The organism is Rhizobium sp. 01T444, assembly GCF_056398305.1.
Genome location: NZ_JBFTPD010000003.1, coordinates 228,013 through 251,914, shown reverse-complemented (window position 1 = coordinate 251,914; position 23,902 = coordinate 228,013). Strand labels below are relative to the sequence as shown.

Here is a 23,902-nt window from a genome sequence, read left to right as displayed (position 1 = left end):
ACGGCTCAAGGAGAGGGAACAGGATCATGGACGCCAACAGCACTGAAAAGCGCCCCTTCAATCTTTCGCGCTGGGCGATCGGCCATCCGGGCATCGCACGCTTCCTTTTCGGTTTGATCCTGATCACCGGCGTGCTCGGCCTGACGCGCATGGGCCAGAAGGAAGATCCGGACTTTACCTTCCGCGTCATGGTCGTCCAAGCGCTCTGGCCGGGCGCCTCCCTTCAGGACATGGAAGACCAGGTCACCAACAAGATCGAGCGCAAGCTGCAGGAAACCCCACATCTCGACTGGGTAAAGTCCTATACACGTGCCGGCAGCACGATCATCACCGTGCAGGTGAAGGGCGATACGGATTCCGCCCAGGTGGCCGATGCCTTCTACCAGGTGCGTAAGAAGGTCGGCGATATTAGCGGCGACCTGCCGCAGGGCCTGCTCGGCCCGTATTTCAACGACGAATTCGGCGATACCTTCATCACGCTGCATTCGATCAGCGGCGACGGCTATTCCTATCCTGAGCTGAAAAAGTACGCGATCCAGGCGCGTGACATGCTGCTGACAACGCCGGGTGTCGAAAAGGCAGTCATCATCGGCGACCAGCCGGAGAAGATCTATATCGACGTCTCCTCCAAGGCGCTCGCCGAGCGCGGTCTGACGATCCTCGACCTGCAGAATGCCATCAAGGGCCAGAATGCCGTCGATCCTGCGGGCAATGTCGATACCGGTCTGCGTTCGGTGCGCATCTCGGTCGAAGGCAATGTCCACAAGGTGGAAGATATCCGCGAACTGCGGCTGCGCTCCGGCAATCAGGTGACACGCCTCGGCGATATTGCCACCGTCACCTCCGGCCTCGAAGATCCCTACCAGCGCAAGTACCGCTATAATGGTCACGACAGCGTGCAGGTCGGCGTTGTCATGGCCAAGGGCTTCAAGGTCACTGACGTCGGCAAGGACGTCGACGCGACCTACAAGCGCTTCGAGGACTCGCTGCCTTATGGCGTCTCTGTCGACCAGATTTCCAACCAGCCTGACGTCGTGACCGATGCGGTCAGCGAATTCATGCATGCGCTCGGCGAAGCTCTCGCCATCGTGCTCATCGTCTCGTTCCTGTCGATCGGCTGGCGCTCGGGTCTGGTGATCGCCATCGCCATTCCGCTGGTATTGGCTGCGACCTTTGCCATCATGTACGAACTCGGCATCGACCTGCAGCGCATTTCGCTCGGCGCGCTGATCATCGCACTCGGCCTGCTGGTTGACGATGCGATGATCGTCGTGGAACTGATGGAGCGAAAGCTCGAGGAGGGTCTCGTCAAGATCGACGCGGCGAGCTTCGCCTATTCCTCGACCGCCTTCCCGATGCTGACGGGTACGTTGATCACCACGGCCGGCTTCATTCCCGTCGGCTTTGCGGCATCGACGGCCGGCGAATATGTGCGCTCGCTCTTCTATGTCGTCGGCATTGCGCTGGTGACCTCCTGGTTCGTGGCCGTCTATTTCACGCCCTGGCTCGGCTACATGATCCTCAAGCAGCGCAAGCATGCCGGCGAACATCATGACGTGTTCGATACCCGCTTCTATCGCGGCCTGCGTCGTACGGTCGGTTGGGCAGTGCGCCATCGCGTCATCGTACTTGCGCTGACGCTTGCCACTTTCGTCACCAGCCTCTGGAGCTTCCAGTTCATTCCGCAGAACTTCTTCCCGCAGTCCTCGCGTCCGGAAATCCTCGTCGATCTCTGGCTGCCCGAGGGCACCAGCATCAAGCAGGTGGAAGTCGAAGCCAAGGCGCTGGAAGCCAAGATGATGGACGATCCCGACAAGAAGTTTATCGCCACCTATATTGGCGAAGGTGCGCCGCGCTTCTTCCTGCCGCTCGACCAGCAGCTTCGCAACCCGAACTATGCCCAGCTCCTGATCATGGCCAATGACGAGCCGGCCCGCGAACGGCTGATCACCAAGCTCAGGACGATCCTTGCCGAAGATTTCCCCGACATCCGCGGCAAGGTCGATCGTCTCTTCCTCGGCCCGCCGACGGGCTGGCCGGTGCAGATGCGCGTGATGGGTCCGGATCGTGCCGAAGTGCGCAGGATTGCCGATCAGGTGAAGGAGCGCTTCACCAGGGATCCGATACTCGGTGCCGTTCATGACGACTGGCTGGAACCGGTGCCGGCGATGAAGCTGGTCATCGACCAGGACCGTGCCCGCGCACTCGGCGTCACCTCGCAGCGCGTTCGCCAGATGCTGCAGACCGCCATGTCCGGCGCGCCGCTCGACGACTTCCGCGATGGCGAGGAGACGGTCTCGATCGTCGCCCGCGAGCCGGACGCGAACCGTTCGCTGCTCTCGGCCGTCAACTCGGTCTATGTGCCGACGGATTTCGGCGGCTTCGTTCCGGTCTCACAGATCGCCAAGGTCGTGCCTGTCGTTGAACAGGGCCTCGAATGGCGGCGCGACCGCCTGCCGACGATATCGGTACGTGCAACCCTGCCCGACAATGTCCAGTCGAACGACGTCGTGACCAAGCTCTATAACGACATGCAGGACCTGCGCGACAGCCTGCCTGCCGGCTACAAGATCGAGATCCAGGGCGGTGCGGAGGATTCGGCCGAAAGCCAGGCCTCGATTGCCGCCAAGGCGCCGATCATGCTCGTCGTCATCATGATCCTGCTGATGGCGCAGCTGCAGCACTTCGGCAAGGCGATGCTGGTCTTCGCCACCGGTCCGCTCGGCATTATCGGCGCGGCTTCGGCCCTGCTGATCAGCGGTGCTCCCTTCGGCTTCGTGGCGATCCTCGGCGTCATTGCGCTGCTCGGCATCATCATCCGCAACTCGATCATTCTCGTCGACCAGATCGACCAGAATATCAAGGCGGGCATGCACAGGCAGGAGGCGATCATCAGCGCGGCCGTGAACCGCTTCCGGCCGATCACGCTGACGGCGCTGACGGCCGTGCTTGCGCTGATTCCGATCTCGCGCGGCGTCTTCTGGGGTCCGCTTGCCTACGCCATGATGGGCGGCATCCTGGTCGCCACCGTGCTGACCATCCTCGTGCTGCCGGCCGGCTATGCCCTGTTCTTCGGTCGTGAGCCGAAGGCCAGGAATAACGAACATGCCAATGCCAACCAGGAAGAGGCGGATGGGGATATCCATCATCCGCCGGCATTGGCAGCCGAATGAGGCAATGGCGCGGTCGAGGCCGCGCCATTTTTGTTTCGGCCCATAGGGTTCGGCAGGTAGCCGGTACAGCCTGATATTTTCCAGCGGCCGAGAAGACGGTGGCGCTAAACGGGAGTAAAGATCGCTCTATATAAGCTGGAGGGAGGTATGACCGTGGCCGATTACCGTCTGGAAGCGAGCTGGAGTCCGGTCGAAGGAAGCTTTGGGCGTTTCACCTTCACGCTATTCAATCTGTCCGCCAAGCCGCTGTCCGGCTTTACGCTTGCCTACACGTCGTTAACCCGCGTGGCGGACAAGCATGTCGCCGAGGGTGCGACACTCAAGCGGCGCGTGGCGAATTTTCATGAGTATTCTCCGCCCGAGGGGCTCACCATCAAGCCAGGTGGCCGCTGGCAGTTTACGGTGGAAGGCCTGACGAACGGCCCGAAACATGTCACGTCGGGTATCAAATCCGCCTACCTCACGCTAGCCGATGGCCGGCACGTGCCCGTCAGCTTTGGCGATCTGATGCTCGATGGTGCGGAGCGCGGCGAATTGCCAGAGCTTCTGCCGAAGGGTGAGGTGACTGAGCCATATTCGTTGCTGCCCTGGCCCTTGCACCTGTCGCTGCGGCCGGGCGATGTGCCGCCCGTCGCACTTTATCCGGCAGCCGGCTCGAGTGCCAAGAATATCAGGGCCGTGGAGAAGGTGCTCGCCCTCTACCAGCGGCTCTTTCCGGCGGACAACGTGCCTTTCACGCTGCAGCCGGTTCAGGGGGGCCGACAGATCCGCTTCAGGGGGGAATCCTCGATCATGGAGGCGGCCTATGAGCTGCGTTTCACGGCACAGGAGATCATTCTTGGTACCGATGATGCGGCCGGGTTGCTTTACGGGTTGATCAGTCTTGTGCAAATGCTCCATGGCGCGCGCCATGATCCGGAAACCTTCCAGTTTCCGGTCTTCGGCACTATCGCCGATCAACCCCGCTACGTATGGCGCGGCTGTCATCTCGATGTCAGCAGGCAGTTTTATCCGGTCCCTGATATCAAGCGGCTGATCGATATCCTCGCCTGGAACAAGCTCAATATTTTTCACTGGCATCTGACCGACGATGAAGCCTGGCGGTTGGAGATCAAGGCCTATCCCGAGCTTACGGAGATCGGTGCGAAGCGCGGGCCTGACGAAGTTCTGTTGCCGCAGCTCGGCGATGGCGCGGAGCCACGTTCAGGATTTTACAGCCAGGATGATGTCAAAGGGGTCGTTGCTCATGCAGGCATGMTGCGTGTCGAAGTCGTGCCGGAGATCGATATACCCGGTCACAGCTCCGCCGCACTCCTCTCCCTACCGCAGCTCGTCGATGGACAGGAGGCGCCGGACGGCTACCGGTCGGTGCAGGGATATCCAAACAATGCGCTCAATCCAGCGGTCGAATTCACTTATGAGTTCCTCGGCAAGGTGTTCGACGAAATGCTCCCGCTCTTTCCGTCCGAATATATTCATATCGGCGGCGACGAGGTGCCACATGGCTCCTGGCTTGCCTCGCCGCTTTGCAGAACGTTGATGGAGCGTGAGAAGCTTGCGGGTACGGCTGAACTGCAATCCTATTTCCTCCGACGGATCAAGGCGATGCTTGCCGAGCGCGGCAAGAAGCTTGCCGGCTGGAACGAGGTTTCTCAGGGCGGCGGCGTTGATCGCGTGGGCACGCTGCTGATGGCCTGGGAAAAACCTGAAGTCGGCATCGAGCTGGCACGTGAGGGTTATGATATCGTCATGACGCCGGGTCAGGCCTACTACCTCGACATGGCGCAGGCAGAAGACTGGGGAGAGCCGGGTGCCAGCTGGGCCGGCTTCACGCCACCGGAAAAGACCTATGCTTACGAAGCCGAAGGCGAATTGCCGGAGGAGCTGAGAGAGCGGATGCGCGGTATCCAGGCCTGTATATGGGGCGAGAATTTCGTCTCGCGGGCCTATTTCAATAGGCTGGTCTTCCCGCGGCTGCCGGCCATCGCCGAAGCGGCCTGGACTCCCTGTCTGCGGAAGGACTGGCTGCGCTTTGCCGCGATCGTCCGGATGTGGCCGACGCTTTAGAACTCTGTTTCTACGCGATCCAGCAAAGCGCCGCACCGTTTTATTGGAATTTCACTATGCAGCTTCAGCCTTGAGGCCCAGAAGGGCCGCGCCGATCAGGCCCGGTTCGATACGGCATTCACTGGGCACGACCAGCGGGCGATCGAATTTCCGCAGGATACGAGCGCGCACCGCCTGATCCAGCTCCGCCAGAAGCGGCTCCACATTCGAAAGACCGCCGCCGACGGGCACGATGGTTGCGCCTGTGATGTTGATGGCGAGTGCTAGTGGCGAGGCGACGAGATCGACATAGACGTCGATCGTGCGATTGGCCTTTTCCTCGCCATTGCGCCAGTTGGCGATGATTTCCTCGCTGGAGAGGTCGAGATCGTGCAGCGTCTTGTGCAGGCGTTCGAGGCCACGTGCGCCGCCGACGGTATCGACACAGCCCTTCTGGCCGCAGCCGCAGGCATAGGCAGGGATGGCGACCGGCGGAGTGCCGGCTTGCGATGCGATGATCGGGCCATGGCCCCACTCGCCGGCAAAACCGCCCGACGCATTGATGAGGCGACCATCTGAGACGACACCGCCGCCGACGCCAGTACCGAGGATGGCGCCGAAGACGATGCGATGGCCGCGACCGGCGCCGAGTTCGGCTTCCGCCATGGCGAAACAATCGGCATCATTGGCGATCAGCACAGGCAGGCCGAGTTCATCCTCCAGGTCGGCGGCGAGGTTGCGGTCGTGGATGCAGGGGATATTGGCGACGATGAGGCGCTGCGTGTCCGGGTCGACGACACCGGCAATCGAGAGCGCAATGCGCGAGGGCTGTTCGCCGGTCTCGGCGATGATGCTCTTCAGCGTCTCGACGAAAGCCGGGAAGTCATCCTTGGGGGTCGGGCGGCGGCCAAGCGGTACGATGTCGGATTCCGAACGCGCAATCCCGCCCTTGATGGCGGAGCCTCCGATATCGAATGAAATAATCATCTGATGTCTGCCAATTGTCTGTGCTCGGCGTCTGCTCGCACTCTTGGCGGCGAATTACAAGGATTATTCGATAAATGAACAAAGCCTGATCGTTATGAGCTGATAATTTCATCCGCCAAGGTCATGCTATTGGCATATTGCATGGGCAAGCTTCCTATCATTCACCCTTCCGACGCCGGATTCATGACAATCGAAAATACCGAAACTCACAGAACCACCGCCCGCAGGCCGCGTCCGAAAGGCAAGCGCCTGTCGTCCATCCTGCGACAGATGGCGGCGGATCGAAGCCGCGAACGCCTGTCGATCGGCGACCTGTTCCAGACGATGGGCGACCGGGCGATCGGCGCGCTGATGCTGATCTTTGCGCTGCCGAACGCGTTTCCGACGCCGCCTGGCACGTCCTCCCTGCTCGGTGCACCGCTGATCTTCCTTGCCGCCCAGCTTACCTTAGGCCTGAAGCCGTGGCTGCCGAAGGCGATTGCGGCGCGCTCCATGCGGCGGGAGGATTTCGAGACGATCGTCGGGCGCATTCATCCCTGGCTTGCCTGGGCGGAGCGTATGCTGCAGCCACGATTGAGCATTTTCGTCGAGCCGCCGGCGGAATATCTGGCGGGCTTCTGTTGTCTGGTGCTCGCGATCGTTCTCGTGCTGCCGGTGCCGCTCGGCAATATCCTGCCGGCGATTGCGATTTCGCTCTTCGCCTTTGCCATTCTTGGCCGAGACGGGCTGTTCTCGCTTCTCGGCTTTGCCATGACGGCAGTCTCGCTCATCGTTGCCGGCGGCGTGATCTACGGTCTCGTCAAGGCGGCCATCTACATCGTCATGCAGTGGTTTGGATAAGGAAGCGACTGCTCATTTTTTCAACGCCCTCGACATTTGCCCGATTTTTGTTTTGATCTGGCTCCAGATAGACTCAAAGAAATTAATCGGCGGCGATAGATGGTAAAAAGAGCGGAGACTTCCGGACGGCTGGACGATGCGGCGCGCGCCGGCTGGCTTTATTATGTCGCCGGCCGCACGCAGGATGAAATCGCATCCTCGATGGGTATTTCGCGCCAGTCGGCGCAGCGGCTCGTTTCGCTTGCCGTGGCCGAGCGGCTGATCAAGGTGCGGCTCGACCATCCGATTGCCGCCTGCCTTGAGCTCGGCAACCAGCTGCGCAAGAAATTCGGTCTGCGGCATGTCGAGATCGTTCCGAGCGATCCCGGCTCATCGTCGACGACGGTTGGCATTGCCGAAGCGGCTGCTTCCGAAATCGAGCGCTGGCTGAAACGCCCCGATCCGATCGTGCTTGCCGTCGGCACCGGGCGAACGCTGAAAGCGGCTGTTGACCAGCTGCCGGCGATCGAATGTCCCAATCACCGCATCGTCTCGCTGACGGGCAATATCGCGCCGGACGGTTCGGCAGCCTATTACAACGTCATCTTCAGCATGGCCGATGCCGTCAAGGCGCGGCACTATCCGATGCCGCTGCCGGTTCTCGTCACCTCGGCGGAGGAGCGGGAGCTTCTGCACGGTCAGCAACTCGTGCGCTCGACGCTGGCGATCAGCGCGCAGGCGGATGTGACCTTCGTCGGTATCGGCGAACTCGGCATCGATGGCCCGCTCTGCGTCGATGGTTTCCTTGAAAAAGACGAGATGATGGAACTGATGCGCGACGGCGCCGTGGGTGAGATCTGCGGCTGGATTTTCGACGTGGACGGCAGGCTGCTCGACAACCCGATCAACGAGCGTGTTGCTTCTGCTCCCATCCCGCCGCGCGATTCGTCCACGGTCATCGGAATTGCCAAGGGCAAGCGCAAGTTCAAGGCGATCAGAGCTGCCATCACAGGCCATCAGGTGAACGGTTTGATTACCGACGAAGAGACGGCTGAGTTTTTGCTCAGTAGTTGAGCAAAAATATATTCCCTTTAAATCAATGAGATAGATGTTTTGTTCGGCGTCGCAGCAACGATTGCCGATTGACAAAATCTGCCTGCTGATGAGTAATTGCCCATGAGCAAAGCGAATGCTCACACTCATCTTCTGGGAGGAAGATATGACATTGAGAACTTTCCTGCTGGGCGCTTGCTCAGCAATGGCGTTTGCCGGCATGGCTTCGGCCGAGACGCTGACAATCGCGACCGTGAACAACGGCGACATGATCCGGATGCAGAAGCTGACGGATGACTTCAAGGCGAAGAATCCCGGCATCGACCTTGAATGGGTAACCCTCGAAGAAAACGTTCTGCGCCAGAAGGTCACGACCGACATCGCGACCAAGGGCGGCCAGTACGACGTCCTGACGATCGGCACCTATGAAGTTCCGATCTGGGCAAAGCAGGGCTGGCTTCTGCCGCTCGACAACCTCGGCGACAGCTACGACGTGAATGACCTGCTGCCGGCAATCCGCAGCGGCATCAGCCAGGACGGCAAGCTCTATGCAGCTCCGTTCTACGGCGAAAGCTCCATGGTCATGTACCGCAAGGACCTGTTCGACGCTGCCGGCCTGAAGATGCCCGATGCGCCGACCTGGGATTTCATTGCAGATGCTGCAAAGAAGGTCACCAACAAGGACAAGGAAATCTACGGCATCTGCCTGCGCGGCAAGGCCGGCTGGGGCGAAAACATGGCCTTCCTGACGGCTATGTCGAACTCCTTCGGCGCCCGCTGGTTCGATGAACAGTGGAAGCCGCAGTTCGATCAGCCCGAGTGGAAGGACACGCTGACCTTCTACGTCAACCTGATGAAGGAAGCCGGCCCTCCCGGTGCTTCTTCCAACGGCTTCAACGAAAATCTGGCGCTCTTCCAGACCGGCAAGTGCGGCATGTGGATCGACGCAACGGTTGCTGCCTCCTTCGTAGCCGATCCGAAGCAGTCGCAGGTCGCCGACAAGGTCGGCTTTGCGCTGGCTCCGGACAAGGGCCTCGGCAAGCGCGGCAACTGGCTCTGGGCCTGGAACCTCGCCATCCCGGCAGGCTCTCAGAAGTCTGAAGCCGCCGAGAAGTTCATCGCCTGGGCAACGAGCAAGGACTACACCAACCTCGTTGCTGAGAAGGAAGGCTGGCTGAACGCACCTCCCGGTACCCGCAGCTCGCTCTATGCGAATGCCGACTACCAGAAGGCTGCTCCCTTTGCGAAGATGACGCTCGACAGCATCAACTCCGCCGATCCGACCAAGCCGACTGTGAAGCCGGTTCCCTATGTCGGCGTCCAGTTCGTGGCGATCCCGGAATTCCAGGGTATCGGCACGGCTGTCGGCCAGCAGTTCTCCGCAGCTCTTGCCGGCCAGATCTCGGTCGACCAGGCCCTGCAGAGCGCACAGCAGCTGACCACCCGCGAAATGACCAAGGCGGGTTACATCAAGTAAAAACCTCCTGAGACGTACGGAATGCTTGACATTCCGCACCTCTGGGCCGCCGATTGCCCGAACTGCATCGGCGGCCGCTTTTTTCAAAGCTGTTTCGCAGCCATTTCCGCTTCAGATCAGACCGGTGATTGCTATGGCAACGTTCCACACTCGCTCCGCAGCACGCCTGATGATAGCACCTTCCGTGGTGCTGCTCTTCGCGTGGATGATCGTCCCGCTGGCGATGACGATTTACTTCTCCCTGCTGAACTACAATCTGCTCAGCCCGGGCATGGAGAATTTCGTCGGTCTCTTAAACTACCAATACTTCCTCACCGACCCGGCCTTCTTTGCCGCACTCATCAACACGCTGGTTCTGGTTGCGGGCGTGCTCGTTATCACCGTGGTCGGCGGCATTCTCTTCGCATTGCTGCTCGATCAGCCGATGTATGGCCAAGGCATCGTGCGCATCCTGGTCATCGCGCCTTTCTTCGTCATGCCGACGGTGGCGGCCCTTGTCTGGAAAAACATGTTCATGAACCCGGTCAACGGCCTCTTCGCCTATATGGCGAAGGCTGTCGGCCTGCAGCCAATCGACTGGCTGGCCAGCGTGCCGCTGTTCTCCATCATCCTGATCGTCGCCTGGCAGTGGCTTCCCTTCGCCACGCTCATCCTGCTCACCGCGCTGCAGTCGCTTGACGAAGAGCAGAAGGAAGCCGCCGAAATGGACGGCGCCGGCCCGATCTCGAAGTTCATCTACATCATCCTGCCGCACATGGCCCGCGCGATCACCGTGGTCATCCTGATCCAGACGATCTTCCTGCTGTCGGTCTTTGCCGAAATCCTGGTTACCACCAATGGCGGTCCGGGCACGCAGAGCACGAACCTCACCTACCTCGTCTATGTCCAGGCGCTGCTGCAGTTCGATATCGGCGGGGCATCCGCAGGCGGCATCGTTGCCGTCGTGCTCGCCAATATCGTCGCGATCTTCCTCGTCCGCCTCGTCGGCAAGAATCTGGAGGCTTAAGATGGCTAGGAAGGTTACTACCCAACGCAAGGTCATCATGACCGCGATCGCCTGGGCGCTCGGCATCCTGATCTTCTTCCCGATCCTCTGGACGTTCCTGACGAGCTTCAAGACGGAGGCGGATGCCATCGCCTCGCCGCCGCAGTTCCTGTTCTTCCACTGGACGACGGAGAACTATGCGGAGGTGCAGAGCCGCTCAAACTATCTCAGCCACTTCATGAATTCCGTGGTGATCTCCTTCGGCTCGACGCTGATCGGTCTCATCATCGCCATTCCGGCCGCCTGGGCCATGGCCTTTGCGCCGACCAAGCGGACGAAGGATGTGCTGATGTGGATGCTGTCGACAAAGATGATGCCGCCCGTCGGCGCGCTCATCCCGATCTACCTCATGTTCCGCAATTCGGGCCTGCTCGATACGCGCACCGGTCTGGTGATCGTTCTGACGCTGATCAACCTGCCGATCATCGTCTGGATGCTCTACACCTACTTCAAGGAAATCCCCGGCGAAATCCTGGAAGCCGCCCGCATGGACGGCGCCTCGCTCGCCAAGGAAATCATCTATGTGCTGACGCCGATGGCAGTGCCGGGCATTGCCTCGACGCTGCTGCTCAACATCATCCTCGCCTGGAACGAAGCCTTCTGGACACTTAACCTCACGGCCTCCAAGGCAGCACCGCTCACGGCCTTCATCGCCTCCTATTCGAGCCCGGAAGGTCTGTTCTATGCCAAGCTTTCGGCGGCTTCGACCATGGCGATTGCGCCGATCCTCATCCTCGGCTGGTTCAGCCAGAAACAACTTGTCCGCGGCCTGACTTTCGGCGCGGTGAAATAAGATCATAGGGAGAGAAACATGGGCAGCATTACCCTTCAAAAGGTTTCGAAGGTCTTCGGCGAAGCCAAGGTCATCCCTTCGATCGATCTCGATATCAGGGACGGCGAGTTCGTCGTCTTCGTCGGCCCGTCGGGCTGCGGCAAGTCCACCCTACTGCGCCTGATCGCCGGCCTCGAAGATGTCTCCGGCGGCAAGATCGTCATCGACGGCAAGGACGCGACCGAGAAGGCGCCATCCGAGCGGGGATTGGCGATGGTGTTCCAGTCCTATGCGCTCTACCCGCATATGAGCGTGCGCAACAATATCGCCTTCCCGCTGAAGATGGCGGGCATGGACAAGACAGAGATCGACCGCAAGGTGGACGATGCCGCCCGCGTGTTGAATCTCGGCGACTATCTGGATCGCAAGCCGCGCCAGCTTTCGGGCGGCCAGCGTCAGCGTGTCGCCATCGGCCGCGCTATCGTGCGCCAGCCTTCGGCCTTCCTCTTCGACGAGCCGCTCTCGAACCTCGACGCGGCGCTGCGCGTCAACATGCGCATTGAAATCAGCGAGCTACACCAGCAACTCAAGACGACGATGGTCTACGTCACCCACGATCAGGTGGAAGCCATGACCATGGCCGACAAGATCGTGGTGCTCAACAGGGGCAATATCGAGCAGGTCGGTTCGCCGCTGGAGCTATACCGTAGCCCGCGAAACCTCTTTGTTGCAGGCTTCATCGGCTCGCCTAAAATGAATTTCATCAAGGGGCAGAATGCTGCGCAGCTCAATGCGCACACGATCGGCATCCGTCCCGAACATGTGCTGCTGTCGACCGAAAGTGGCGACTGGAAGGGCAGGGTCATGGTGGCCGAACATCTCGGCTCCGACACGTTCCTGCATGTCGATGTCGACGGAATCGGGATGGTGACGGCGCGCAGCAACGGCGATTTTGCTTCCAAGGCCGGCGACACGGTCTACCTGACGCCGGACAAGACGCGCATTCATAAATTCAACGAGAGCGGCCTCGCCATCTGAGGCGGCCGCGGCTGGGGGCAGACATGCGGACCGGGCGCTCTCGTCCGGCCGCGCTACCGGGAGGACGAAAGCCCTTTCGCAAGACCTTCAAGAGGACTGAAACATGACGTGCAAATTATCGCTGGCAACGCTCGCCGAGGCAGCAAAGACTGCAGCCATTCCGGCCTATGACCGGGCGTCGCTGAAAGCCGGCATCGTGCACTTCGGCGTCGGCAATTTCCATCGTGCCCACCAGGCGATCTATCTCGACGACCTCTTCAACGCCGGCAGTGACCACGACTGGGCAATCATCGGCGCCGGTGTGCTGCCTTCGGATGCGGCCATGCGTGACAAGCTCGCGGCGCAGGATTTCCTGACGACCGTCGTCGAGCAGGACAACAACAAGACGGCGGCGCGGGTGACTGGGCCGATGATCGATATTCTGCCGGTCGGCGAGCCCGCGACGATTATCGCCAAGCTTGTCGATCCTGAGATCCGCATCGTCTCAATGACGATCACCGAAGGCGGTTACTTCATCGATGCCTCGGGCAAGTTCAATCCGGCGCATCCGGCGATTGCCGCCGACGGACAGAACCCGGCGACGCCGAAAACGGTCTTCGGCCTGATCGTTGCCGGCCTGAAGGCGCGTAAAGACAAGGGCATCGCGCCCTTCACCGTCATGTCCTGCGACAACATTCCCCATAATGGCGTCGTCACTGCGAATGCCGTCGTCGGCACGGCGAAGCTTTCCGATCCGGCTTTTGCCGACTGGATCAAGACCAATGTCTCTTTCCCGAACGGCATGGTGGACCGCATCACGCCGGCAACCAGCCAGCGCGAGATCGATTTCCTCAAGGAGAATTTCGATATCGAGGACAACTGGCCGGTCTATTGCGAAGAGTTCAAGCAGTGGGTGCTGGAAGACAAGTTCCCGATGGGCCGCCCGGCGCTTGAGAAGGTCGGGGTTACCTTCGTGCCCGATGTCACGCCCTATGAGCATATGAAGATCCGAATCCTCAATGGCGGCCATGCGACGATCGCCTATCCGGCGGCGCTGATGGATATTCATTTCGTGCATGAGGCGATGGAGAATGATTTGATCCGCGCCTTCCTCGCCAAGCTCGAGAACGAGGAAATCATCCCGATCGTGCCGCCGGTGCCGGATACGTCGCTCGCCGATTATTTCAAGCTGATCGAGCGCCGCTTCCTCAACCCGAAAATCGCCGACACGATCCCGCGCCTGGCGCAGGACGGTTCCAACCGCCAGCCGAAATTCATCCTGCCCTCGACGCTCGACAATCTGCGCCAGGGCAGAGATGTCGTCGGCCTCGCGCTCGTCTCGGCGCTATGGTGCCGCTACTTCTTCGGCAAGAGCGACAGCGGCAAGGAGATCGTCTTCAACGATGCCAGTGCCGACCGTCTGCATGAGGCGGCGGTGAAGGCAAAGGACGATCCGGCAGCCTTCCTCGTCTTCGACGATATTTTCGGCGACGTGGCGAAATCAGATCTTTTCCGCAAACGTTTCACCCACGCGCTGAAAACCTTGTGGGAAAAGGGCACGAAGGAAACGTTGCAGCTCTATCTCGACGGCAAGCTCGCAGTGTAAAGAATCACGGTGGCGACGTTTCTGCCGCCATCCCGGCCTTGCGGACAAAGCAGGACGGTTGCGTCCGAACTGAACTCAGGTTGGGTCTTCCATGGCTGATGCTGAACCACGGCTGGTCATTTTCGATTGCGACGGCGTGCTCGTCGACAGCGAACCGATTTCGATCAGCGTTCTCATCAAGGCGATGGCCGATCTCGGCGTGGCGATTACCGAGGACGAGGCCTATGAACGCTTCCTCGGCAAGAGCCTCGCAACCCTCATCTCCATATTGGAGACGGAATTCAACGTGCATGCCAACGAGGAATTCCTGGAAAGCATCCGCACCAATCTCTATGCCCGTTTCCGCACTGAGCTGAAGGCCATGCCGGGCATTGGCGATACGATCGATGCGCTTGGCGTTCCTTGCTGTGTTGCATCGTCCAGCCAGGTCGAGCGGATCAAACTGTCACTCTCTGTCACCGGACTGCTTCCGAAGCTGCCGAACATCTTCAGCGCCACCATGGTCAAGCGCGGCAAGCCGGCGCCTGATCTCTTCCTTTATGCGGCCGACCAGATGCATGTGGAACCCCGTGACTGCATCGTCATCGAGGACAGTCCGGCGGGTATTGCTGCAGCCAAGGCGGCGGGCATGACGGTCTTTGCCTTTACCGGCGGCTCGCACGCAAACTTTGCCGGCTACCGTGAGGAACTCGACCGTCTTTCACCGGAAGTCGTGTTTGACGCCATGCCGGAATTGATACACCTTGTCCGCAAACAAAAGCTGGACGGGACTCAGCATTGATGCGTGATCATGTGGTTGCGGTGGATGTCGGCACGAGCAGCGCACGCGCCGGTGTCTTCGATACGCATGGCCGCCTGCTTGCCAAGGCTGAGCATCCGATCGTCATGAACCGGCCGCGCGAGAACCATGCCGAACATGATTCCGAGGATATCTGGTCGGCCGTTTGCACTGCCGTGCGTACAGCTATGGACCAGTCAGGCATTGGGGCTGCCGCAATCGGCGCGATCGGTTTCGACGCCACCTGTTCGCTTGTGGTGCGCGATACCGAAGGCAGGCAGATCAGCGTTTCCACCGGCGGTGAGACGCGGTTCGATACGATCGTGTGGCTCGATCATCGGGCCCTGAAGGAAGCCGATTTCTGTACGGCGACGAAGCATGAAGTGCTGGAACATTCCGGCAATGTCATGTCGCCGGAAATGGAAATGCCGAAGCTGATCTGGCTGAAGAAGAAACTGCCGGCGACCTGGGAGAAAGCCGGATACTTCTTCGACCTTGCCGATTTCCTGACCTGGAAGGCAACCGGCTCGGCTGTCCGATCCCGCTGCACGCTGACGGCCAAATGGAATTACCTAGCTCATAAGGAAAGGGGCTGGCAGCAGGATTTCCTGCAGCAGATCGGTCTTGAGGATTTATTGCTGCGCGGCAGGCTGCCTGAGGAGACAGTGGCCGTTGGGGAGAGCATCGGCAAGCTGACGCCGCGGGCTGCCGAAGCGTTGGGCCTGACCACCGATTGCCATGTTTCGTCCGGGATGATCGATGCCTATGCCGGCGCGCTCGGCACACTCAGCGGCTATGCCGGCGATCCGGCAAAGCTCGAGCAGCAGCTTGCGCTGATTGCAGGGACATCGAGCTGCATCGTCGCCTTTTCCCTTGAGCGGAAGCCGAGCGAGGGAATGTGGGGGCCCTATTACGAGGCGGTTTTTCCGCAATCGTGGCTCGTCGAGGCTGGCCAATCGGCCGCCGGTGCGCTGCTCGATCATATCGTGCGCATGCACGCGGCGGGTGGTGAACCGACTGCGGCGCTGCACCAGAGGATCGTCGCCCGCATCGCCGAACTCAGAACAGAAGAGGGTGACACGCTCGGTGCACGGATCTTCATTCTCCCGGATTTTCACGGCAATCGGTCGCCACTGGCCGATCCGCATGCTGTCGGCGTCATCAGCGGGCTGACGCTCGATACCTCCTTCGACGGGCTCTGTGCGCTCTATTGGCGGACCGCGGTCGGAATTGCGCTTGGCATCCGCCACATCCTCGAAAAGATGAGAGATCACGGCTACGTGCCGGATACGCTGCATGTGGCCGGCGGGCATGTGAAGAACCCCGTTCTGATGGAGCTCTATTCGGATGTGACGGGCTGCAAGGTCATCGTACCTGACATGAACGAGGCGGTACTGCTCGGCACCGCGATCGCCTCATCGGTTGCGTGCGGCTTACACAAGGATTTGGCGACGGCTGGCAAGGCGATGTATCCTGGCGGCTCTGTGCGGCTTCCCGACAGGAGCAAGCAGGCGCTTTACGATCACGACTATCGCCGATTTCTTGCCATGTATCGCCATCGGGCGGAACTGGAAGCGGTGGAATAGTTTAGCGATTTGCCGTTTCGCCGAGGATAGTTGCAAATTCCACCATGCGTCGGCGGCGTTGGCTTGCCTCTTCGCCGGCGCCCAAAATGACCGCCTCGGACAGACAATCGAGCAAGGCGATCAGCGGCGGCAGGTTATCCATGTCGGGCGCGCGGGCAGGCGGCAAAGGCAGGACGACGTTTGACTGTTCGGGCAGCCAGTCCGCATGCTGCGCGGAAATCAGGATCACCTTGTAGCCGTAACGCCGGGCAGTGCGCGCAAGCAGCCGTGACCTGGCGAAGCGCCGACAATCGATGATGACGAGCACGGCGTCCTCGACGAAGGAACGGGCGAAAAGCTCCGCGAAGCGGTTACCCGCGCCGTCGATCGCACGCACGCTGTCGCGGGCCAGGGTCAGTCGCTGGCAGAAATGATTGGAGAAGCCGGCGAGTCTGGCATGGGTGGCGACGAAAACCTCTCTGGAGGCGCCGATCATCGCGACGGCTTCACTCCAATGCGGCTGTGCGGTCAGATGATAGATGTGATGCAGCGCTTGTATCTGCTCCGCCACGAGAACGGCGAGCGGCTTGCCTTCCGACGCATCCGTCTGCAGCTCCGTCATCGCGCTCTGGAACTGGACGGGTGAGGTCGTTGCCGTCTCGCGGATCTCCACCTTGACGCTGTCCAGGCCCTGGTAGCCGAGCGCTCGCAGGAAACGGCCGACCGTCATCGGCGAAAGATCAAGCCGGTCGGCAACCGACGCAGCGGTTTCGAACGGCAGGTCGTTCAAATGTTCGGTGAAATATTTCGCGATTCGTCGTTCGGCGGGCGTGCCGGATTTCGCGTATTGCCTAAGTTTCTCTACAAAATCTTCCACGTCGCAGCCTCCCCCATTTCCTCAGAGGCCTTCCGTGGATTCATGCAGAGCCGAATCCTTGTTTCTTAATATTGTCCGGAAGCTCTTCTTAGGCCCACACGTATTTCCAACATTGAGAACTATATATTAGCATGTAATTTTCGACAAGTTTTCTATTCAAGCATGTAATTTTCAACTGACTTGCCGGGAGGACGCCGGCTCCCTACATCACGCTGCGTAACGGAGACGCCAGAGAATGATCCTTGACGCCGCTCGCCTTTCGCTTGCCAACCTGTTTGCGCCGGAGACCCGGTCGGCTTTCTGGAAGGTTCTCGGACTGACGGTGCTGGTGTTGATTGGCTTGTGGTTTGCGCTGCGCGGCCTGTTCATCAGTTTTGTATTTCCCTGGGTGGTCGGGTTCTTTCCCGAGATGCCTGACTGGGCCGGTTGGCTCAGCTTCGTTTTCCTTGTCGCCGCCGGGATCGGCCTTGCGCTCGGGCTGGCGCTGCTGCTCTCGCCGGTTACGGCGCTGATTGCCGGCCTCTTTCTCGACGATGTCGCCGAGGTGATCGAAAAAAGGGACTATCCACAGGATGCGCTGGGCAAGGCCATGCCGCTCGGCCCTGCGATGGCGAGCTCGATCAAATTCCTCGGCGTCGTGATCATCGGCAATATTATCGCGCTCTTCCTGCTCTTCATTCCCGGCGTCAATCTCGTGGCCTTCTTCCTCGTGAACGGCTATCTGCTCGGGCGGGAATTCTTCGAGTTCGCGGCGATGCGCTTCCGTTCGCCGCCGGAGGCGCGGCTGTTTCGCGCCAAGCATGGTTCGACCGTCTTTCTTGGCGGTCTGATGATTGCACTTTTCCTGGCGATTCCCATTGTCAATCTGCTCACGCCGCTCTTTGCCGCAGGCATGATGGTACATCTGCACAAGCTGGTTTCGGCTCGCGATCCCGGTTTCAAGGTCTAGCTGGGCAGCGCTGCGGCATCATACATCGCCGCAAATTCTGCACTCGGCGGGATCGGCTTGATGATATCGATCAGCACGCCATTCGGGTCGGCGGTGATGAAATGGCGCTGGCCGAAATCCTCGTCGCGGATCTCCCGGAGGATCCGCAGGCCTGCCTCCGTGCAGGCGGCATAGATGGCATCCACGTCCTCGACCTCGAAATTCAGGAGCAGGCCGGAAACCTTGCCGCGGCCCGCAGCCGGGATGGTTTCGTGGCTGCCGTCGAGCACGGCGAGTGTCACATGCTCATCCTCCGTCGATTGCAGATGAACGTACCAGTCGCTTTCGAAGAGTGGCTGGAAACGGAAATGGCGGCAATAGAAGGCAGCCGTGCCGGCAACGTTATCCGTCATGATGACGGGATAGTAGCTCGTCGATTTCATCCTTTTCCTCCTTTTGATTTTACGTACACATTGTATGTTTTTGTATTTAACATACAGGCAGATTGTATGTAAAGAGGAGCGATGAGCCGCAGCAATCGCGAAAGAACCGAACAGACCAGGCAGGCCCTGATGGATGCCGCGCGGCGGCTTTTCGTCGAGAAGGGATATGCCGAGACGGCCACGCCCGATATCGTTGTAGAGGCCGGTGTCACGCGCGGTGCGCTCTATCATCACTTCGAAGACAAGAAAGCGCTCTTTCGGGCCGTGATCGAAAGGGAGGCGACCGATGTCGCCGACGAAATCGAGCGGCGCACAAAGCGTCAAATCGAACCGCGTGACGCACTGCTTGAAGGCGCCGCGGCCTATTTCGATGCAATGGAAGTGGAAGGGCGGACGCGACTGCTTCTGCTTGAGGCGCCGGCGGTCATCGGCTTGCCCGCGACTGCGCAGATCGATGCCGAGAATGCGGAGGCGACATTGAGGACAGGGCTCGAAGCCTTGCTGCCGCAGGCCAGTGCTTTGCTCGGACCACTGACGACGATGCTGTCAGCGGCTTTCGATCGCGCGGCGATCGCCATCGAAGCAGGCGGCAGTCGTGAGGACTACGAGCAGGCGATAGCTACCTTACTCGACAGCCTCGCCGATCACCTGCGGCGGTAACTCGACCAATGGTGCGGGGATATCGCTGCTCTTCTCCGGCGATTTGCAGATATCGGCGATGACGCAGCGCTCGCATTCCGGGCGACGGGCCTTGCAGGTATAGCGGCCGTGCAGGATGAGCCAGTGATGGGCGTGATAAAGGTATTGCTTCGGCACCACCTTCATCAGCCGGTCTTCAACCTCGTCCGGCGTCTTGCCAGGTGCGAGCCTGATGCGGTTGGCGATGCGAAAGATATGGGTGTCAACCGCCATCGTCGCCTGGCCGAAGGCCATGGAGAGCACAACATTGGCGGTCTTGCGGCCGACGCCCGGCAGGCGAACCAGTTCCTCGCGCGTCTCCGGCACCTTGCCGCCGAATTCATCGACCAGCATCTGCGAAAGCGCGATGACGTTCTTCGCCTTGTTGCGGTATAGGCCGATCGTCTTGATGTATTCGCGAACCTTCTCCTCGCCAAGATCGAGCATTTTCTGCGGCGTATCAGCGATCTTGAAGAGCGCGCGAGTCGCCTTGTTGACGCCGGCATCTGTCGCTTGCGCAGAGAGTGCCACTGCCACGACGAGGGTGAAGGGATTGGTGTGTTCCAGCTCACCTCGCGGCTCCGGACGCTGGATGGAGAAACGGCGGAAGATCTCCTCGCGCTCGGCTAATGAATAGGCCGTTTTCACCGCCGCCGCCGGCTTGCGGCGGACGATCACATTCGAGTTTTGCGACGATTTGGTAACGGATTTGAGTTTCGGATTCGTCATGGAAAATCTATACTCACTGGCCATGATGGAAAGCAACGCCGACAGCCGTAACGATCAGCCTGTTTTCGCAGCCGAACTCTTTCCCTACCGCTCGCTCGGCCGGAAGGGCTTCAAGGTGTTGCTCAGTGTTTCCGGCGCCATCTGCTTCGTGTACGGCATGTTTTTCATCGTCACCGGTGCTTGGCCGATCGGCTTCTTTTTCGGGCTGGATTTCCTGCTGCTCTACGGCGCCTTCTGGCTGAGCTACCGATCCGGCAGGGTGCGGGAAGAGGTGACGGTTTCGCGCACAGATGTGTCCGTGCGCAAGTTCTCTCCGTCCGGCCGTATGATCGAGCACCACTTCAATCCATTCTGGACGCGCTTCCTCGTGCGGCGGCATCAGGAAATCGGCATTCTCTCCATGCATATTTTCGGGGGGGGCAAACGTACGGATGTCGGCTCCTTCCTCAATCCCGACGATCGGGAGAGCTTCGCCAAGGCTTTCAAGCGCGCGCTGGCAACGGTAAAACAGCGTATCTGAGGCATTGCGTAAGAATCGGGGCGCAAGAAACGGGTGGTTTGGCTGCCCGCCCTTGATTATCTCCTTTGTAAAGGAGAAAGACGATGAACATGATCGCGAAGCTCGACACAGATATCACTCCTGATGGCCCTGATTACGATATCGTCCGTCAGGTCATCGAACTCATCAGCGAGGAATATCGCGACCAGCCGTCGCTGGAAGCGATTGCCGCTCGGCTGCACCAGTCGCCGACGCAGCTCCAGAAGACCTTTACCCGCTGGGCCGGCCTTTCGCCGAAAGCCTTCCTGCAAGCCGTGACGCTCGACCACGCCAAGCGGCTGCTGCGCAAGGAAGAAATGCCGCTGCTCGAAACCTCCATCGAGGTGGGTCTTTCCGGTCCCAGCCGCCTGCACGACCTGTTCGTGACACACGAGGCAATGTCTCCGGGCGAATGGAAGGCGAAGGGCGGCGGGCTGACGATCCGCTACGGGTTCCACACCTGCCCCTTCGGGACGGCCCTCGTCATGGTGACAGACCGCGGCCTCGCAGGCCTCGCCTTCAGCGATTCCGGTGATGAGAAGGCCTGCCTTGAGGATATGACCTGCCGTTGGCCGAATGCGGAATATGTGGAAGACCGTCAAGCGACGGCGCCTTATGCCGAGCGTATCTTCCAGCCGGGCCGTTGGACGTCGGACCAGCCGTTGCGGGTCGTGCTGATCGGAACGGATTTCCAGGTCAGCGTCTGGCAGAGCCTTCTGAAAATCCCCTTCGGCAAAGCCGTGACCTACAGCGATATTGCCAAGGACATCGGCCGGCCGACTGCCATGCGCGCGGTCGGTGCAGCAGTCGGGGCCAATCCGATTTCCTTCGTCGTGCCCTGCCACCGCGCGCTCGGGAAAAACGGAGCATTGACCGGTTACCATTGGGGTCTGACCCGCAAACGGGCCATGCTTGGCTGGGAATCGGCACACGCCTGAGCGATTGGGATCAGCCGAAGCCGTTCAGGCGGCTTCGGCGAGTTCCAGCAGTGCCTTTGCCGCGCTCTCGTCGGTGATCAACGTATTACAGCCGATGCGCTTGATCGTTGCGCGGATCGCGACCGCACGATGCGCGCCGCCGGAGGACAGTACGATGTGTTTCGCCTCCTTCAGCGTATCGAGATCCACCGACATCACCCGCTGATTGATCGAGTGGTCGACGGAATTGCCGTCCTTGTCCAGAAAGTTGAACATGGTGTCGCAGACACAGCCGGCATCAATCAGCTGCTGCAGTTCGGCCTTCGAAATCCATCCCTCGGACAGCGACGTCGAATGCGGGCCTATATCGCCGCAGCTGACGATCGCGAGATCAAGGTTTTCCGCCAGCCGATAGATCGTATCGAGCCCGCATTTTTCGATGAGGTTGCGCTTGGTCTCGGTGGAATCGACGAGCAGCGGCGCAAGGAACATATAACATTCCGCTCCGAGCTGATTGGCAAGGCGCCAGGTGTAGTCGATTGGGTTTGTCTGGTGGACGGCGACGATGCCGCCGAGCAGGGAGACGATCTTGCAATTGTCGCGTCGTGGCGGCCGGAAGCTTGCGAGAGAGGCCGTCATGGTGCGGCCCCAGCCGACGCCGATCGTATAATCGTCCGGAATGGCTTCCGACAGGAACTGGCCGAGCGCCAGACCGACATTCTTTGCCAGTGAATTCACGTCACAATTGGCGGGTTCCGGCACGACGATCGCCTCATCGAGGCCATAGGCGCGTTCCAGCTTGACCGAAAGCTCCACGCAGTCGCCGATCGAGTCGTTGATCCATATCTGAACTTCGCTGCGCTTCATCGCCTCGTCGAGTAGGCGGATGACGGTCGTGCGGCTGATGCCGAGCTGTTCGGCAACATCTTTCTGGGTCAGGCCTTCATTGTAATAGAGCCATGCAGCCCGCAGCCGAAGCGAGGAGGCTTCGGAATAAGCAGTATGCGTGCCGCGTTTCAGCTTGACCACATCTCCTCCCGCGCCGATTTCGCCCTAGATCTTTGCTATCGATAGCATAAGGTTGTGGCATCGGCTTTGTTCCCGCGATAATGCCGGGTGTGACACTTATGTCAATTGAAATGCACAAATGTCCTTGACTTTTCGTTGCCGGAGCGGCGATAGTCAGGGTCGACAACATCGTTCTTGTCCGTCCGAGGAGGACAATGTGCGGGCATGCGGAAAGTCTCGACCGGCCTTTAAGCCGCAGGCGGCATCGCTTGCGATGTGCTCGTCGTATTCCGGCGTTGGGAGCCCCGCCCCCGGGAACACCGCCAGTGTCTCTCACGTTTACGACTCACCCGTGACGGACGCGCGACTATTCGCCTGCTGTATGCAAACCATCTGTCCTTAGATCACCTCTTTGCCGGGCGGAACTCGCGCCGGTCCGCAGCCCAAGTTCACAAAGGAATTTGACCATGACATCCAAGCTTGACCAACTCCGCGAGATCACAACCGTCGTCGCCGACACCGGCGATATCCAGGCTGTCGCTCGCCTGAAGCCGGTTGATTGCACGACCAACCCTTCCATCGTTCTCAAGGCGCTCGGCACCGACATGTTTGCCGACGACATGAAGGAAGCGATCGCCTGGGGCAAGAAGCTCGGCGGTAATGCCGATGCTACGGCCGCAGCCGTTGCCGATCGCCTCGCGATCTCCGTTGGCGCAGCCCTCGTAAAGCTCGTCCCCGGTCGCGTTTCGACCGAAGTCGATGCCGATCTCTCCTTCGATACGGAAGCGTCGCTGAAGAAGGCACGCAGCATCATCGCGGCCTACAAGGAGCGCGGTATCGAGAAGGACCGCATCCTCATCAAGCTCGCTTCCACCTGGGAAGGCATTCGCGCAGCGGAAGTCCTGCAGAAGGAAGGCATTGATTGCAATCTGACGCTGCTGTTCTCGAAGGCTCAGGCAATTGCCTGCGCTGACGCCGGCGTATTCCTGATCTCGCCCTTCGTCGGCCGTATCCTCGACTGGTACAAGAAGTCGACCGGCAAGGATTTCACCGCCGAGGAAGATCCGGGCGTTCTGTCCGTCCGCGACATCTACAACTACTACAAGGCCAATGACATCAAGACGGTCGTCATGGGCGCCTCTTTCCGCAACACCGGCGAAATCGAAGCGCTGGCCGGTTGCGATCGCCTGACGATCGCTCCGAACCTGCTCGACGAACTGTCCAACGATCAGGGCAAGCTTGAGCGCAAGCTGTCGCCGGAAACCAAGAAGGCCGAGCCAAAGATCACGGTCGACGAGAAGACCTTCCGCTGGATGATGAACGAAGATGCCATGGCGACCGAAAAGCTCGCAGAAGGCATTCGCGCATTCGCAAAGGATCTCGGCACGCTGCGCAGTCAGGTCCGCAAGGAGCTGCAGCTCGCTGCTGCGTAAGGCCGCGCAAGCC

Annotated in this window: 21 protein-coding genes; 16 read left to right on the top strand and 5 right to left on the bottom strand. The window is 60.0% G+C overall.

Going from position 1 to position 23,902, the window contains the following annotated elements:
* The first annotated feature begins 26 nt into the window (after positions 1-26).
* Positions 27-3,173: an efflux RND transporter permease subunit gene (locus AC1DTN_RS06725; RefSeq protein ID WP_477920150.1), complete on the top strand. Its 3,147-nt coding sequence runs from the start codon at positions 27-29 to the stop codon at positions 3,171-3,173.
* 153 nt (positions 3,174-3,326) lie between these two features.
* Positions 3,327-5,240 (top strand): beta-N-acetylhexosaminidase, encoded by a 1,914-nt coding sequence (locus AC1DTN_RS06720; protein WP_477920388.1) that lies wholly within the window; start codon positions 3,327-3,329, stop codon positions 5,238-5,240.
* A gap of 54 nt (positions 5,241-5,294) precedes the next feature.
* Here AC1DTN_RS06720 and AC1DTN_RS06715 read toward each other — a convergent pair whose 3' ends face one another.
* Complete coding sequence (locus tag AC1DTN_RS06715) at positions 5,295-6,206, bottom strand: ROK family protein (RefSeq protein ID WP_477920149.1); 912 nt, start codon at positions 6,204-6,206, stop codon at positions 5,295-5,297.
* Between the two features lie 261 nt (positions 6,207-6,467).
* Between AC1DTN_RS06715 and AC1DTN_RS06710 the strand changes: the two genes are divergently transcribed.
* The 9 genes from AC1DTN_RS06710 (at position 6,468) to AC1DTN_RS06670 (ending at position 16,359) form a co-directional block, all read left to right on the top strand.
* Positions 6,468-7,046, top strand: a complete 579-nt coding sequence (locus AC1DTN_RS06710; protein WP_477920387.1) for an exopolysaccharide biosynthesis protein — start codon at positions 6,468-6,470, stop codon at positions 7,044-7,046.
* Positions 7,047-7,145: 99 nt separating this feature from the next.
* Entirely contained in the window at positions 7,146-8,099 is a 954-nt protein-coding gene (locus AC1DTN_RS06705; protein WP_439016650.1) for a sugar-binding transcriptional regulator, read from the top strand.
* Between the two features lie 145 nt (positions 8,100-8,244).
* A complete protein-coding gene (locus AC1DTN_RS06700) occupies positions 8,245-9,555 on the top strand; it encodes an ABC transporter substrate-binding protein (protein WP_113325011.1) in 1,311 nt (436 codons plus the stop codon).
* A gap of 133 nt (positions 9,556-9,688) precedes the next feature.
* A complete protein-coding gene (locus tag AC1DTN_RS06695) occupies positions 9,689-10,561 on the top strand; it encodes a carbohydrate ABC transporter permease (RefSeq protein ID WP_113325010.1) in 873 nt (290 codons plus the stop codon).
* A 1-nt stretch (position 10,562) separates the two neighbouring features.
* Positions 10,563-11,393 (top strand): carbohydrate ABC transporter permease, encoded by an 831-nt coding sequence (locus tag AC1DTN_RS06690; RefSeq protein WP_113325006.1) that lies wholly within the window; start codon positions 10,563-10,565, stop codon positions 11,391-11,393.
* An 18-nt stretch (positions 11,394-11,411) separates the two neighbouring features.
* The gene (locus AC1DTN_RS06685; protein ID WP_477920146.1) at positions 11,412-12,410 is read left to right on the top strand and encodes an ABC transporter ATP-binding protein; all 999 of its coding nucleotides are present in this window, start codon (positions 11,412-11,414) and stop codon (positions 12,408-12,410) included.
* Positions 12,411-12,513: 103 nt separating this feature from the next.
* Entirely contained in the window at positions 12,514-13,995 is a 1,482-nt protein-coding gene (locus AC1DTN_RS06680) for a mannitol dehydrogenase family protein (protein ID WP_477920144.1), read from the top strand.
* A 91-nt stretch (positions 13,996-14,086) separates the two neighbouring features.
* Positions 14,087-14,776: an HAD family hydrolase gene (locus AC1DTN_RS06675; RefSeq protein ID WP_442206482.1), complete on the top strand. Its 690-nt coding sequence runs from the start codon at positions 14,087-14,089 to the stop codon at positions 14,774-14,776.
* Positions 14,776-16,359 carry an FGGY-family carbohydrate kinase gene (locus tag AC1DTN_RS06670; protein ID WP_442206481.1) on the top strand — a complete coding sequence of 528 codons (1,584 nt, stop codon included), beginning with the start codon at positions 14,776-14,778 and terminating at the stop codon, positions 16,357-16,359. Before AC1DTN_RS06675 ends, AC1DTN_RS06670 begins: the two co-directional genes overlap by 1 nt.
* 1 nt (position 16,360) lies before the next feature.
* Here AC1DTN_RS06670 and AC1DTN_RS06665 read toward each other — a convergent pair whose 3' ends face one another.
* Positions 16,361-17,215: a MurR/RpiR family transcriptional regulator gene (locus tag AC1DTN_RS06665; RefSeq protein WP_113325001.1), complete on the bottom strand. Its 855-nt coding sequence runs from the start codon at positions 17,213-17,215 to the stop codon at positions 16,361-16,363.
* Positions 17,216-17,450: 235 nt separating this feature from the next.
* Between AC1DTN_RS06665 and AC1DTN_RS06660 the strand changes: the two genes are divergently transcribed.
* Positions 17,451-18,164 (top strand): sulfate transporter family protein, encoded by a 714-nt coding sequence (locus tag AC1DTN_RS06660; RefSeq protein ID WP_442206480.1) that lies wholly within the window; start codon positions 17,451-17,453, stop codon positions 18,162-18,164.
* Here AC1DTN_RS06660 and AC1DTN_RS06655 read toward each other — a convergent pair.
* Entirely contained in the window at positions 18,161-18,586 is a 426-nt protein-coding gene (locus AC1DTN_RS06655) for a VOC family protein (RefSeq protein WP_442206479.1), read from the bottom strand. The two genes, AC1DTN_RS06660 and AC1DTN_RS06655, sit on opposite strands and share 4 nt — an antisense overlap.
* Before the next feature lie 81 nt (positions 18,587-18,667).
* Between AC1DTN_RS06655 and AC1DTN_RS06650 the strand changes: the two genes are divergently transcribed.
* Positions 18,668-19,246 (top strand): TetR family transcriptional regulator, encoded by a 579-nt coding sequence (locus tag AC1DTN_RS06650; RefSeq protein WP_442206478.1) that lies wholly within the window; start codon positions 18,668-18,670, stop codon positions 19,244-19,246.
* On the opposite strand, the gene nth is transcribed toward AC1DTN_RS06650, so the two are convergent.
* Positions 19,211-19,993: an endonuclease III gene (nth, locus tag AC1DTN_RS06645; protein ID WP_442206477.1), complete on the bottom strand. Its 783-nt coding sequence runs from the start codon at positions 19,991-19,993 to the stop codon at positions 19,211-19,213. The genes AC1DTN_RS06650 and nth overlap by 36 nt on opposite strands.
* A gap of 22 nt (positions 19,994-20,015) precedes the next feature.
* Between nth and AC1DTN_RS06640 the strand changes: the two genes are divergently transcribed.
* Positions 20,016-20,513, top strand: coding sequence for a DUF2244 domain-containing protein (locus tag AC1DTN_RS06640; RefSeq protein ID WP_442206493.1), 498 nt, complete (start codon positions 20,016-20,018; stop codon positions 20,511-20,513).
* 83 nt (positions 20,514-20,596) lie between these two features.
* Positions 20,597-21,469: a methylated-DNA--[protein]-cysteine S-methyltransferase gene (locus AC1DTN_RS06635; protein WP_113324996.1), complete on the top strand. Its 873-nt coding sequence runs from the start codon at positions 20,597-20,599 to the stop codon at positions 21,467-21,469.
* A 24-nt stretch (positions 21,470-21,493) separates the two neighbouring features.
* Here the strand turns inward: AC1DTN_RS06635 and AC1DTN_RS06630 are convergent, their stop codons facing one another.
* Positions 21,494-22,477 carry a sugar-binding transcriptional regulator gene (locus AC1DTN_RS06630; RefSeq protein ID WP_037103335.1) on the bottom strand — a complete coding sequence of 328 codons (984 nt, stop codon included), beginning with the start codon at positions 22,475-22,477 and terminating at the stop codon, positions 21,494-21,496.
* 446 nt (positions 22,478-22,923) lie between these two features.
* On the opposite strand from AC1DTN_RS06630, the gene tal reads away from it, so the two are divergent.
* Complete coding sequence (tal, locus tag AC1DTN_RS06625; protein ID WP_439016644.1) at positions 22,924-23,889, top strand: transaldolase; 966 nt, start codon at positions 22,924-22,926, stop codon at positions 23,887-23,889.
* Positions 23,890-23,902 lie beyond the last annotated feature (13 nt).